We start from the raw sequence: 13,288 nt of genomic DNA on the forward strand, positions 1-13,288 counted from the left end.
AGCTTGCCATCGGCCGCGGTAATGGTCACGTTGGAGCCTGCGGTGTAGTTGGTCCAGTTGGCGCCGCCATCGGTGGAGACCTGCAGGCCGCTGCCGGTGGCAGCGCTGTAGTCGGTGCCGCCGCCCGTGGCCGCCGTGCCGCCTCCGGTGCGCGGGCCGTTGGACAGCGCCAGGCTCACCTGCTGGCCGGCGACGCCCGTCACCGTGAACACGCCCGTGCCCGAGGCTTCGTTGACCACGATGTCGTCCACCGCCAGGGGGCCGGCCACGCTCACGGTGGAGGTGGCGGTGTTCGAGGCCTTGCCCGACGAGTCCGTGACCTGGAAGGTGAACACCCGGTCGCCCGGCGTGGAGGCGTTGCCCTGCGTGTTCTGGTACTGGATGGCGCCGATCACCGCTTCGGTCTGGGCGCGCGTCATCGCCGTGCCGTCGGACTTCGCCACGGTGAAGGTGCCGCCGGTGTAGGTCACATTGACCTGCACCCCGCCCACGGTGATGTTGTTCTGCGCCGTCACGCCCGTGCCGTTCGCACTCAGGCTGGTGGCGCCGAACAGCAGTTTCTCGGAGGTGCCGTTCTGGATGCCGCTGGTGACCGCCACGGTGAGCTTACCGATGCGGTCGGAGTCGTCATAGACGACCGTGTTGCGCGGCGTGTTGACGGGCGCTGCATTGTTGTTGGCCGAGGCGTCCAGCGCGACGGCGGCGCCGGCGACGCTGGTCACGGCATCGTTCACCGTTCCCGTGGTCGGATCGTCGCCGCTGCGCAGGTCCAGCACCGGCGCGTTGACGTCGTCGTTGTCGATGTTGGTGACATCGATAACCGCCGTGCGGCCGGTGTAGGCCACGGTGTTGGTGCTGCTGGTGGTGGTGGCCGTGAGCTTGTAGGTCTGGTCGCCGTCGATGATGGCATCGTCGATGGAGGTCACCGTGACCTTTTGCGGGGTGTTCCAGTTGGCGCTGGTGAAGGTCAGGGTGGTGGTGGTGAGCGTGCCCTCGGTGGTGTCCCGGCCCGTGAGCGTGACGGTGACGGTTTCGCCCACTTCCGGAGCTGCTTCGAGCTGCAGGTAGAAATCCTGGCTGGTCGTGCCGTTCTCGTGGGTGACCAGGGGGCCCGGCAGCGGGTTGCCCGCGCCGTCGACGATCTGCACACCCGGAGTGCGGGCGTTCTGGAAGGTCGGGCCCATGCTGAAATCGAGCCCGTAGTACGCCACGCCGGTGGCTGCCATGTCACCGACCTTGATGGTGGTGCTCGTCAGCTCGGTATAGCGCACGCGGGCGCGGATGTCGTCGGAGATGATGGTGACGCCATTGAGTTGCTGCGTCGTGGTCGAACCAGGCATCACCGTGTAGTTGCCCCCCACCGTGGTGAGAAAGCGCGTCACACCCCCGCCCTGGTCCGACACGGTGAGCTTGGTGCCGTTGGACACGGTGTAGGCGCCGATGCCTTCGAAATCGGTGAACTGCCGGCCTGTGGCCGCGCCGCCGGAGGCATCCAGGTCATAGGTATTGACCACCACGTTGCGCAGGGTCACCTCGGTGCCGTTGGGATTGGTCGTCGCGTTGTACGAGCCGCCCAGGATGAAGGTCACCTTGAACGTGGCATAGCCGCCGGCGGTGGCGATGTTCAGGTTGGGCTGGAACGAGCCGGCGCCGTTCACCGTCGTGGCATTGCCCGTGGAGCCGCCGTAGGGGTTGGCGGTGGAGTCGAACAGCGAAACCGTGGCATTGCTCATGCCGGTCAGCTCGATGATGGCGTCGATCTGCTGCCCGCTGACCGTCACCACGTTGCTGTACAGGTACTTGGTGCCGACGGTGTTGCCCGACGCATTGTCGGTGCCGCCGGTCAGGCGCGTCGCGCTGTTGAAGGTGAGCAGGAACTCCGAGCCGTCCACCGTGGAGAACGAGCTGGTGGCCGCCTCGGCATCTACCAGGCGGTCGCCGATCTTCAGCTGCAGATGGTCGTCGTCGGAGCCGTAGTCGGCACCCTCGTGCGTGCCGTACACCCGGCCCATGAAGCGCTGGCCCTCGTCGCCCGGCGTGTCGCCGGCGCCGTTCAGGCGCGCGTCCATGGCATGGCCGATCTCCTCGACCAGCACGCCGGCCACCGCGGCCGCGCTGGGCCGGCTGGCCAGCCATTGCGCATTGAGCAGGATGGTGGGCTTGCCCTCTGGCCCCTGGGGGACGAAGGCCGCAAACCGGCCCTCCAGCCCCGGGTTGTCGCTGACCTGCAGCTGCACGCCATAGCGGCCGGAGAGGATGTCCTGGCGCAGGGCTTCGGCGGCGGCCAGCCCCTCGGCGCTGGCCTGGGCCTTGCCGCCGTTGAACAGGGCCAGCAGGTCCGCCGCCGAGGTGTTGGCCACATAGCTGCGCACGCTGTCCTGGGCCTGCGCCACCGCCTCGGGGGGGATGGCCGGGGCGCTGGCCTGCGCCGGAGCCTGGGCCGCTTCCTGCCGCTGGACGTCCGGCGCTTGCGGCGCGGAGCTGTCACGGGCTGTTACAGGAGTCTGCGGTGTGGCCGGCGCTTTGTGGTGGAAGTCATCCGACACATGATCGGCTGCCGCCACAGCGCCCGCGCCGTCGAACAGCAAGCGGGGTTCCAGGGCAAGGGCTCGGCTGCGGGGACGAAACGGTGACGAGGTGTGGGGCATATCGTTAGGTTTAGCTATGGCCCCAGCGAAGGGCGATAGTTCAATCCTAACCACACTTACCAATTTTTACCGTGATGCCGGTGTAAAAAGCTTATTTTTCACAATGATTGACGATGTGCCTTGGCCCGGTTCAAGGCGCACGCATCCAGGCCCCGGGCCTGGCACCCGGGGACACGCTGGTGCAGGCCGCGGTGGGGGCCTGCCTCCTGCCTCAGCGCTTGAGCCCGAACGCCCCCAGCATCTGCTCCGTCTGCTTTTGCATCTGCTCCTGCATCTGCGTGAGCATGGTCTGCGACTGCTCGACGTAGTTGCCCATCATGCCCTTGAGCATGGGCGACTGCAGGCTCATGAACTGCGCCCACATCTCGGGCGTGACGCTTTGCGACTGCTCGGCCAGCTTGGCCTGCACGTCGGTGAAGGCCTGGACGTTCTTCTCCAGGTAGGCCCCCATAAAGCCCTGCATGGCATGGCCGTAGAAGCGGATGAGGTTGGCCAGCACGGCCTCGGTGAACATGGGTGCGCCGCCGGCCTCTTCCTCCAGGATGATCTGCAGCAGGATGCTGCGCGTGAGGTCCTCGCCCGTCTTGGCATCGCGCACCACCACGTTGTGGTGGGCCATCACCAGCTCGCGCACCTCGGCCAGTGTGATGTAGGTGGAGGTGTCGGTGTCGTACAGGCGGCGGTTGGGGTACTTCTTGATCACGCGCGATGCAGACTTGCCGCCGGCAGAAGCGGGTGCGGATGCGGCGGCAGCGGGGGCGCTCTTCTTGTCGGACACTACGGACTCCTCGGGCGCACGGGCCCATCATGTGTGTGGTATTGCAGTGCAACAGATTCTAGGCAGTGCCAGCCGCGCCACCGGCAAAGGATTACCCTGATGGGCAACGGGCCAGCCGGCCGGCCAAGTCGCACAGTTGACAGCGCCCACCCGCATGGCCTGCCAGGACGAAAAAAAGGGGCGCGCACCGGGTGCCGCCCCTGGGAACTGCGCTGCCAAGTGCAGCTCAGTGGTAGACGTAGGTCGCGCTGTAAGGCAGGGCCAGGCCCGAAACGCTGAGCGTCATGGCGATGGAACCCTTGCCCTCGATGACGTTGAAGGTGCAGGCCTTGAGCGTCCAGTTGCCGGCCAGCACGGCCTGCTGCTGGCTCTGCGTGATGGGCAGGCGCAGCGATGCGTCGCTGCAGAACTCCTGCTGGCTCATCGGCCGCACGACGTTGACCAGGGTGACAGGGTTCTGCGCCGTGGCCACCGCCGTCACGCGCACGTCCAGCAGGTGGCCGGTAGATCCGGTACCGGTGAAGGGCGGGCTCGTCACCACGCCGCCATAGCTGACCAGTGAGAACGACGGATGGGTCAGGCTGACCTGGGTGAAGAGGTCGCGACCGATGGCCAGCTGGGGCAGCAGCAGCATGTTGCCGGTGCTCACGAACTGGATGTCCTCCCCCACCACGGCGGGGTCGTTGGCCTTGAGCAGGCCGGTATCCAACAACTTGATCACCACATTGAAATACTTGGCGTTGTCGATCTGCAGCACAGGCAGGCGCAACGTGCCGTTGGCGCCATCGAACACCGCCGGATCCGCTGCCTGGGCGCCTGCCATGGCGCTCACGAGAAACGCCGCAACCGCGAGGTTTTTGGGGTTCGGTTTCACGTCTGATCTCTCCTGGGGGCCCTTGCGGGACCTGTAACCGTTAACGTACATCGTAACCAACTGAGCCGGGCAACAAAACTGTTGCGGCGACTTTAGGGCGTGGCGCATGCACCACACCTCAATGGGTGTATTGTCCGCCACGCTGCCTGATGCTGCTGGTGACCAAGGGCACATCCCCGTGCAGATCGCGCCTCATTTTTCAGCACAAAAAACCCGAATTCACCTCACTGGAGTGCTCAATCCGTTATTTTTCAAGCCATAGAAATCTTCAAACAATCGAATAAACCCGCACTCAGGTCCTGCATGGGTGGCGAGCCGCGCGGCAACAGCAGCCCTTCGGCCGCCGGCCACAGGTCGGGGCATTCGCTGGCAGACACAGGCCCTGCACAGCGCTACGGTGGACGCATGAGCCCACACACCCTCTTACAGGAGTCCGCCATGCCCGCACCCGCACCCCAGCCCCTGCCGCCCATCGACACGCCACCGCTCGAGCAGCCGCCCGCGCCGGTCTGGGCGCCCGAGCCGCCCCAGGGCGACCCGCCACCCGGCCCGGCCGAGGCGCCGGTGCAAGACCCGCCGCCGCATTTCTGAGCGCCCGCTCATGCTGCAGGCCTTGCGGGAACTGCGCGCCAGGGGCGCACATGCACTTGCCTAGCATGGCCCGCCCCGGCGGGTAACCCCCCGCTTGGGTGGTGCCCACGGCATTGACATCATGGCGCCTTACCCTCGCCTGGTGGCCGGATGCCTGGATGCGCACGTGGCGGGCGACGGCAGGCCGCATCGGTCGTATATTCGCAGGGGGATGGGCCCCCGTGAACCCGCGCCGTCGGCGCTGTCCAGGCAGCCAGCCGTTGCAAGCGCGCCTTGTGCGACAGGCATGCATGGTTGAAAGGCAAGGTCCGGCAAGGTGATTTCTCCCCAACCCGGCCCCACCGGGGCCGCCAAGGACAGGTCCGTGCTGCGGCTCGAACCGTGGCGGGTGTTCCTTTTCGTGTTCGCGGCCGCAGGGGTGGCTCTGGCCGTACAGCTGTACACGCTGCGCCAGACGATCCGCGAGGCCGAGGTGGACCGCCTGCAGGACGTGACCCGCTACGTCTCGGAAAACCTCACGCGCCAGCTGCATGGCCTGAACGAGGCGCTCACGCGCATCAGTGACGACTACCGCGCACTGGCGTTCACCTTCTCCAGTGCCGATGCCTCGCGCCAGCTGCATCTGCTGACCGACGTGATCCAGGCTGTGCGCGGCCTGGCCGTCTACGACGCCAACGGCAATGCGGTGGCCTCGGACTCCACGAGCGACGTGGGCAAGGACTTCTACCGCGAGGACTTCTTCGAGGGCGTGCGCAGCAAGCCCGACCCCGAAGTGCTGTACCTGTCGCGCCCCTCGGAGGCCGAGGACGACGCGGTGGCACTCAGGCTGTCGCGCGCGATCTTCGATGCCCAGGGCCAGTTCTCGGGCGTGGTGAGCGCCACGCTGGACGAGGAGTTCTTTGCCTTCATCGTGCGCTCGGCGCTGTTTGCGCCGGACATGCGGGCCACCATTGCGCACGCCGATGGCGAGGTGTTCGTGACCGTGCCGCAGTCGCCCGAGCTGCGCATGGCCAACCTCGCCCGGCCGGGTTCCGCCTTCGAGGCCCACTTCCGCCAGCGCGAGCCCCTCACGGTGTACGAGGGCATCGTGCCGGCCACCGGCCGCAACCGGCTGGTGGTGCTGGCCAGCGTCAAGCCGGCCTACCTGGGCCTGAACAACAACATGGTGCTGGCCATCAGCCGCGAGCGCTCCGACGTCTATGCGCCCTGGTACGGGCAGGTGCGGCTGTACACCGCGCTGTACTGCACCGTGCTCATCGCCGCCACCGGCCTGCGGCTGATGGAGCGGCGCCGCCGGCGCCGGCTGATGGCCAAGGAGGCCGCCTCGCAGGAGGCGCTGCGGCTGTCGGCCGCGCGGCTGGAGCGCGCGCTGGACGGCGCCCAGCTCGGCCTGTGGGAGCTGCAGGTGGACAGCCGCCAGCTGCGCATCGACGCCCGCGGCGCCCGCATGCTGGGCTATGGCGAGACGGAAGTCACCCGCCCCGTCGAGGAGTGGACGGCCACCCTGCACCCGGCCGACCAGGCGGCCAACGTGGCAGCCTTTGCCGAGCACCTGCGCGGCGACAGCCCCGCGTATGAGAACGGGTTCCGTGTCGCCGTGGGGGAGCGCTACGTCTGGCTCTTCAGCCGTGGCAAGGTGACCGAACGCCGTGCGGACGGCACGCCGCTGCGCATGATCGGCACCTTCATGGACATCAGCGCGCGCAAGGCCAGCGAGGTGGCCCTGGCCGACGCGGCGCTGCTGCAGAAAAAGTCCGGCGAGATCGCGGGCGTGGGCGGCTGGACGCGCGACCTGGCCACCGGGCGATCGCAATGGACCGATGAGGTCTACCGCATCCACGACCTGCTGCCAGGTGCAGAGGCACCGGACCTGGCCCAGACCCTGGGTTTCTACACCGAGGCATCACGCCCGCGCATCGCGGCGGCGGTGGAGCAGTGCATTGCCGACGGCACGCCCTGGGACCTGGAGCTGCAGATCGTCTCCGCCCAGGGGCGGCAGCGCTGGGTGCGCACGCAGGGCGAGGCGATCCGCGAGAACGGCGCCATCGTGCGGCTGGCCGGGGCCTTCCAGGACATCACGGCGCGCAAGCAGGCGGCGCTGGAGCTGGAACGCCTGAACGCCGCGCTCTCCGAGCTGTCCTACCAGGATGCGCTCACCGGCCTGGGCAACCGCCGCCTGTTCGACGACACCCTGCGCAGCGAATGGGCCCGCCATGCGCGCCAGGGCACGGTGCTGTCACTGCTGATGATCGACATCGACTACTTCAAGCGCTACAACGACCACCACGGCCACCTGGGCGGCGACGGCTGCCTCAGGCAGGTGTCCACCATCCTGCGCGACACGCTCAAGCGCACGCACGAGCGCGCCATGCGCTACGGCGGCGAGGAATTCGCCATCCTGCTGCCCGAGACCACACTCGACGGCGCCCGCCTGGTGGCACAGCGCCTGCTCGATGCGGTGCAGGCCGCGCGCATTCCGCATGGCGCCTCCACCGTCAGGCCCTGGGTCACGCTGAGCATCGGGGTGGCCAGCGTCGCGCCCCTGCTGGACACCGAACCCGCCACGCTCACGCACCTGGCGGACATGGCGCTCTACCAGGCCAAGGCCAATGGCCGCGCCGGCTACGCCACGCACGAGGACGTGTGAGGCCAGGCAGGGCATGGCAGGCAAGCAGGCCGGCGGGCGCGCTGGGCTCCCCGTCCTACGGCCTTCCTGGGCTTTTCGACGACATGGCACGGCATGCGCCGCCCGCAAAGTCGGCGCTTGGCCGGGCAATGTCGCCCGGCCTTATTGAAGGACCGCCCATGCCAAGCAACACCCCTCTCACCGGAAAGACCGTCGCCATCCTCGTTACCGATGGCTTTGAACAGGCCGAACTCACGGGCCCCCAGCAGGCACTGGAAGCAGCCGGCGCCAAGACCTCCATCATCTCGCCCAAGGCCGGCCAGGTGCAGGGCTACCAGCATGTGGACAAGGCCGACCGCGTTGCCGTGGACCAGCTCCTGACCGATGCCAGCCCCGACGCCTTCGACGCTGTGCTGCTGCCCGGCGGCGTGCACAACGCCGATGCACTGCGCACCGAGGACAAGGCCCGGGCCTTCGTGCAGCGCATTGCGCAGCAGGGCAAGCCCATCGCCGTGATCTGCCACGGCGCCTGGCTGCTGGTGGACGCGGGCCTGGTGCAGGGCCGCACCCTCACCAGCTGGCCCAGCCTGCAGGTGGACCTGCGCAACGCGGGCGCGACCTGGGTGGACGAGGAGGTGCACGTGGACGGCCAGCTCGTGAGCAGCCGCAAGCCCGACGACATCCCTGCCTTCAACGAAAGCTTCAAAAAGCTGCTGGCCGCGCAGGCCGCCTGATCCACCGAGTGCGCTCAGGCACGTCGGCGTGCCGGCGCGGGGCCCGCGCTGCGCCGTTGGTGAACCCGGCTGCCGGCCCAGAGCCCCACGGCCAACCCCGCCAGCGCTGCCAGCCCGGTGGCGAGCACGGCGTCCTCCCTGGCGCGCGCTGCAGCCGCCTGCCTGCCGCCATCGATGGCCGTGCCCCGAGAGGGCTGGAACAGGTTGCCGTCGGACTGCGCTGCCGGCCTGGCGCTGCGTAAGGCCCATCGGGTCACCCGCTCCATGGCGGCAGCAACCCACTGCGGCGCCAGGGCATGCGCAAGCCGGCCCGGCAAGGCCCCGGCACCCAGCCAGGTCACCGCCCGGGGGTTGTCCACCAGCGCGACGATGGCACCTGCCACGCGGCGCGGGTCCACCAGCGGAATGCGCGGGTTGATGTTGCTGCCGGTGTAGTTGGCGCCATGCGACAGGCCCGGCGAATCCACGAAGGTGGGCGCCACGTCGCAGACATGCACCCCGGGCAGGTCGGACACCTCGGCGCGCAGCGCCTCGGACAGCCCGCGCAGGCCGAATTTGCTGGCCGTGTAGGCGGCCGCATAGGGCGCGGGAATCCAGCCGCCGACGGAGATCATGTTGACCAGCGTGCCGCGCCCGCGCTCGCGGAAGTGGCGCAGCGCCACATGGGCGCCATGCATGTGGCCAAGGAGGTTGGACTCCACCACGCGCCGGTGCGAGGCCAGGGGCGTTTCGTCGAAGCGGCCGATCGCGCCGACACCCACGCCGTTCACCCAGACATCGATGCGACCGTGGTGCCGCAGCGCCGTCTGCGCCAGGCGCTCCACTGCCTCGGCGTCGGTCACGTCCGTGGGCACGCCCAGCGCCGCGGCCGCACCTGCCGTGCGGCACGACATGGCCACCGGGGCCAGGGTGTCCTGGTCGCGCGCCGCCAGCACCAGCCGGGCACCCCGCTCGGCAAACGCAAGCGCCGTGGCGTGCCCGATGCCGCTGGACGCGCCGGTGATGACGACCACGAGGCCGGGGTCGGTGCCAGCGCCCGGCGTACCGGGTGGCTGCGATGCGTTCGGATCTTCTGGGTGGGACATGGCGTTCCTTGTGCTCATGGGATGGGGTTTGCGATCAGGCCACCCGGTTGTAGTGCGCAAGCGGGAACGGGCGTGTAGGACCGAATGCCATGCGCCAAGATGCCGGCTCCAGGCGGGGCGGCTGAGGGCCTGTCAACACTAATTTCGGGGATCGCGTTGCCCGGCCTGGGGGCTGGATGCAAGGCGCCCGTGCGCAACAAGGTGTGCACTTGGCAAGCGCAGGCAAGGCAGCAGACGCCCCCCAGGCCGAGCAACCCGAAGGGAAGGCCCTAGAACACCGACAGCCCGGTCCGGGCCGTGAACAGCTCCAGCGCGCGCATGCCCAGGAGGGAGTTGCCTGTTCTGTCCAGCGCCGGCGACCAGACGCACAGGCTCAGGCGGTCCGGCACCACCGCCACGATGCCGCCCCCTACCCCGCTCTTGCACGGCAGGCCGATGCGGAACGCGAACTCGCCGGCCGCATCGTAGGTGCCGCAGGTCAGCATGAGCGCATTGATGCGGCGCGTCTGCCGCTCGGTCAGCAGGGGCTCGCCGCCGAAGGGGTGGCGGCCGTCGCGGCACAGGTAGCCGGTGGCGCGCGCCAGCTGCAGGCAGCTCATGCGCACCGCGCAGTGGTGAAAATAGGCATCCAGAACGGTGGCAACATCGTTGTCGATCTTGCCGAAGCTTTTCATGAAGTTGGCCAGCGCGATGTTGCGAAAGCCGGTGTCAGCCTCCGAGGCCGCCACTTCCTCGTCGAAGTGCACCGGCTCGTTGCACAGGCCGGACAGCAGCTGCAGCATGGCGGCCTTGGCGTCGCCCTGGCTCACCAGGCGGTCGGTGACGGTGATCGCGCCGGCATTGATGAAGGGGTTGCGCGGCGTACCCTGCTCGGCTTCGAGCTGCACCAGGGAGTTGAACGGGTTGCCCGAGGGCTCGCGGCCGATCCGCTCCCAGAGCTGGTCCCCGAGCGCGCCCATGCCCAGGGTCAGCGCAAAGAGCTTGGAGATGCTCTGTATGGAAAACGGCACGGCGCCATCGCCGGCGCATGCCTCCTGGCCATCGCAGGTGCGCAGCGCAATGCCGAACTGCGCGGCCGGCACCCGCGCCAGCGCCGGGATGTAGTCGGCCACCTGGCCCTGTGCACCGAGCTGCGGGCGCAATGCCTGGACGATGTCTTCGAGGATGGGCTGGAACTGCATGCGCCGATTATCGGCCCGGGACCGGCCCGGGCTCACCGGCGCTCGGCGCCGCCATCCAGCAGGGCACGCACCCGGCGTGTCATGTCGTCCACCTCGAAGGGCTTGGTCATGATCTCCATGCCGGGCGAGGCAAAGGGCTGCGAGGCCGATATGGTCTCGGCGTAGCCCGTCATGAACAGGATCTTCAGGTCCGGCCGCTCGGCGCTGGCGGCCTCGGCCACCTGGCGGCCGTTGAGCCCCGGCAGGCCGACGTCGGTGATAAGCAGGTCGATGCGGCGCTCTCGCGCGCGCAGCTGGTCCAGCCCCGAAAGGCCGTCGTGCGCCTCCAGCACTTCGTAGCCCAGGTCGCGCAGCACCTCGGCCACCAGCTCGCGCACCAGGGTTTCGTCTTCCACCACGAGGATGACCTCGCCCCGGGACACAGCCGTGGCAGCGGGTGCGGGCAGCGCCTGCGCAGGGCTGTCCCCGGCATGGAGATGGGCCGGCAGGTAGATGCGGACGGTGGTGCCCTGGCCATACTCGCTGAAGATGCGCGCATGGCCTTCGGACTGGCGGGCGAAGCCATAGATCATCGACAGCCCCAGGCCCGAGCCTTCGCCCACGGCCTTGGTGGTGAAGAAGGGCTCGAAGGCGTGGGCCAGGGTCTCGGCGGTCATGCCGGTGCCCGTGTCGGTGACCGAGATGCACACGTAAGGGCCGGGCTGCACGCCGTGCAGGGCCGCCGCGTAGGCGGCATCGAGTTCGGCGTTGTGCGTCCCGATGACCAGGCGGCCCCCGTCCGGCATGGCATCCCGGGCGTTGATGGCCAGGTTGAGGATGGCGTTTTCGAGCTGGTTCTCGTCGCACAGCGTGGTCCACAGCCCGGGCGCGAGCTGCAGGGCCAGCTCCACCTTCTCGCCGACGGTCTGGCGCAGCAGGTCCTGCATGGACAGCACCAGGGGATTGGCGCGCACCACCTTGGGGCTGAGCGGCTGGCGCCGCGAGAACGCCAGCAGCCGGTGCGTGAGGCCGGCCGCGCGCGAGGTGGAGGCCAGGGCCCGCATGACATAGGTGTCCAGGTCGGCCACGGCGCCCTGCCCGATGCGCTTGCGCAGCAGCTGCAGGTTGCCCATGATGCCCTGCAGCAGGTTGTTGAAGTCGTGCGCGATGCCGCCGGTGAGCTGGCCCACGGCCTCCATCTTCTGCGCCTGGCGCAGCGCCTCCTCGTGCAGGCGCAGCTGCTCGGTGCGCTCGGCCACCTGCGACTCCAGGGTGGCGTTGAGCGTCTGCAGCGCGGCCTCGGCCTTGCGGCGCTCCTCGATCTCGCGCTGGGCCGCCTCGAACAGGCGGGCGTTGTCGATGGCGATGGCCGCCTCGGCCGCCAGCAGCGCCACCGAGCGTTCGGAGCGCTCGGTGAACACCGCCGCCTGGGAGTGGCCGAAGAACAGCCCGCCGATCACCTCGCTGGCACGGTTGACCACCGGCACCGCCAGGTAGCTGGTCACGGCCAGGTGGCCGTTGGGCATGCCGTGGTAGGGCGCGCTTTTTCCGTAGCGCGGATCCTGGGTGATGTCATCCGAGCGCACGATGCCCTCGCCCGCGAAGGTGGTGCCGAACACCGCCGTGTTGCGCGGCATGGGAAACTTCTCGAACGCCGCACGCGGCGCGCCCGACAGGGTGTACAGGGTATAGCTCTCGCCGGCTTCGTTCACCAGGTTGTAGAAGAAGGCACCGAACTGCGCGCCGGTGACCTCCATGCCGGCATCGGTCACGGCCTGCACCACCTTGGCCAGGTCGTTCTCGCGCGCCAGCGTGGCACCGGCGCGGTTGAGCACCTCCAGCGTGCGCTTTTCCTCGCGCAGCGCGTCCTCGGACACCTTCCACTGCGTGCGGTCGCGCAGCACCTTCACAAAGGCCACGGGCGCGGCGGCGGGGTCGGTCACCGGCGTGAGCTCGCCCACGGCCCAAAAGCGCGAGCCATCGGAACGCATGCGCCAGCCCTCATGGCCGCCCCGGCCCTTGGACAGGGCATCGGTCATTTCCTCGGTCACGCGCGCCTGGGGGTTGGTCTCTTCGGGAAAGATGCGCAGCAGCGTCTGGCCACGCATCTGCTCCTCGGTCCAGCCCAGCAGCCGCACGGCGCCGGGGTTCCAGCTGAGCACGGCGCCACGGCTGTCCAGCGCGATGATGGCCGTATCGGTGGCGCTGTTGATGACGGTGGATAAAGCGGCTGCGCTCAGTTGCATGGGGATGTGTCTCTGATGAACACGTTCTTGCAGGCGGGGATCGGGAAAGGGGCCACTGTAACTGCTCAGCCTGGTTTGAACCACCGGGTGTTCATGGGGTCGGCCGGGCGGGGCCCGCCCGCCCGCGTGCCATCCCGGGTCCATGCGCACCGCCGTCAGCCGGCCTCGGGGTCCGGCAGGCCCATGCAGTGCTCGAAGAACATGTCGAGCTCGGTGGATTTGTCGAACACCCCATCGGCGCCCTGGGCCAGGCAGCGGCGGCGCATGTCGGGCGTGGCATAGTTGGACAGCACGAAGACATGCTGGCCGGGGTTGCGCTGGCGCACGGCCTGCAATACCTCCAGGCCCGAGCCGGCGGCCAGGAACAGGTCCACCACCATCAGGTGCCATTGGCCGCGCCAGCGCTCCATCGCCTCCCGGGCGCCGCTGGCGGTGGCCGCAATGGCGACAACGCGCGCATTGGCCAACTCCTCCAATGCCGGGACCAGGGTCTCACTGATCATTTTGTTGTCTTCGACAAGGATGGTGATGAAAGGCATCGTGGAC

10 protein-coding genes are annotated in these 13,288 nt (G+C 68.6%); 3 read left to right on the forward strand and 7 right to left on the reverse strand.

Annotated features, from left to right (window positions below; translation table 11 throughout):
* The 3 genes from ACK59X_RS35200 to ACK59X_RS35210 form a co-directional block, all read right to left on the reverse strand.
* Positions 1-2,588 (reverse strand): hypothetical protein (locus ACK59X_RS35200; RefSeq protein ID WP_409964233.1); only part of this gene is annotated, 2,588 nt, incomplete at its 3' end.
* Positions 2,589-2,859: 271 nt separating this feature from the next.
* Positions 2,860-3,426, reverse strand: a complete 567-nt coding sequence (gene phaR / locus ACK59X_RS35205) for a polyhydroxyalkanoate synthesis repressor PhaR (RefSeq protein ID WP_409964234.1) — start codon at positions 3,424-3,426, stop codon at positions 2,860-2,862.
* A 226-nt stretch (positions 3,427-3,652) separates the two neighbouring features.
* The gene (locus ACK59X_RS35210) at positions 3,653-4,300 is read right to left on the reverse strand and encodes a hypothetical protein (RefSeq protein WP_409964235.1); all 648 of its coding nucleotides are present in this window, start codon (positions 4,298-4,300) and stop codon (positions 3,653-3,655) included.
* A 438-nt stretch (positions 4,301-4,738) separates the two neighbouring features.
* Here ACK59X_RS35210 and ACK59X_RS35215 point away from each other — a divergent pair, with 438 nt between their 5' ends.
* The 3 genes from ACK59X_RS35215 (at position 4,739) to ACK59X_RS35225 (ending at position 8,251) form a co-directional block, all read left to right on the forward strand.
* Positions 4,739-4,891, forward strand: a complete 153-nt coding sequence (locus tag ACK59X_RS35215; RefSeq protein ID WP_409964236.1) for a hypothetical protein — start codon at positions 4,739-4,741, stop codon at positions 4,889-4,891.
* A 316-nt stretch (positions 4,892-5,207) separates the two neighbouring features.
* Positions 5,208-7,538: a diguanylate cyclase domain-containing protein gene (locus ACK59X_RS35220; protein WP_409964237.1), complete on the forward strand. Its 2,331-nt coding sequence runs from the start codon at positions 5,208-5,210 to the stop codon at positions 7,536-7,538.
* Positions 7,539-7,696: 158 nt separating this feature from the next.
* A complete protein-coding gene (locus ACK59X_RS35225; RefSeq protein WP_409964238.1) occupies positions 7,697-8,251 on the forward strand; it encodes a type 1 glutamine amidotransferase domain-containing protein in 555 nt (184 codons plus the stop codon).
* Between the two features lie 14 nt (positions 8,252-8,265).
* On the opposite strand, the gene ACK59X_RS35230 is transcribed toward ACK59X_RS35225, so the two are convergent.
* The 4 genes from ACK59X_RS35230 to ACK59X_RS35245 form a co-directional block, all read right to left on the reverse strand.
* Complete coding sequence (locus ACK59X_RS35230) at positions 8,266-9,336, reverse strand: SDR family oxidoreductase (protein WP_409964239.1); 1,071 nt, start codon at positions 9,334-9,336, stop codon at positions 8,266-8,268.
* A gap of 269 nt (positions 9,337-9,605) precedes the next feature.
* On the reverse strand, positions 9,606-10,517 hold the full coding sequence (locus ACK59X_RS35235) for a glutaminase (protein WP_409964240.1): 912 nt from the start codon (positions 10,515-10,517) through the stop codon (positions 9,606-9,608).
* A gap of 32 nt (positions 10,518-10,549) precedes the next feature.
* On the reverse strand, positions 10,550-12,742 hold the full coding sequence (locus ACK59X_RS35240) for a response regulator (RefSeq protein ID WP_409964241.1): 2,193 nt from the start codon (positions 12,740-12,742) through the stop codon (positions 10,550-10,552).
* Positions 12,743-12,897: 155 nt separating this feature from the next.
* Positions 12,898-13,281 carry a response regulator gene (locus tag ACK59X_RS35245; protein WP_409964242.1) on the reverse strand — a complete coding sequence of 128 codons (384 nt, stop codon included), beginning with the start codon at positions 13,279-13,281 and terminating at the stop codon, positions 12,898-12,900.
* Between the last annotated feature and the right edge of the window lie 7 nt (positions 13,282-13,288).

It is taken from the genome of Acidovorax sp., assembly GCF_046339755.1.
Lineage (GTDB): Bacteria > Pseudomonadota > Gammaproteobacteria > Burkholderiales > Burkholderiaceae_C > Acidovorax.

Excerpts from the sequence above, each read along its gene's own strand:
- ACK59X_RS35215 (WP_409964236.1), top strand. The coding sequence starts at position 4,739 with ATGCCCGCACCCGCACCCCAGCCCCTGCCGCCCATCGACACGCCACCG.
- ACK59X_RS35225 (WP_409964238.1), top strand. The coding sequence starts at position 7,697 with ATGCCAAGCAACACCCCTCTCACCGGAAAGACCGTCGCCATCCTCGTT.
- ACK59X_RS35230 (WP_409964239.1), bottom strand. The coding sequence starts at position 9,336 with ATGTCCCACCCAGAAGATCCGAACGCATCGCAGCCACCCGGTACGCCG.
- ACK59X_RS35235 (WP_409964240.1), bottom strand. The coding sequence starts at position 10,517 with ATGCAGTTCCAGCCCATCCTCGAAGACATCGTCCAGGCATTGCGCCCG.
- ACK59X_RS35240 (WP_409964241.1), bottom strand. The coding sequence starts at position 12,742 with ATGCAACTGAGCGCAGCCGCTTTATCCACCGTCATCAACAGCGCCACC.
- ACK59X_RS35245 (WP_409964242.1), bottom strand. The coding sequence starts at position 13,281 with ATGCCTTTCATCACCATCCTTGTCGAAGACAACAAAATGATCAGTGAG.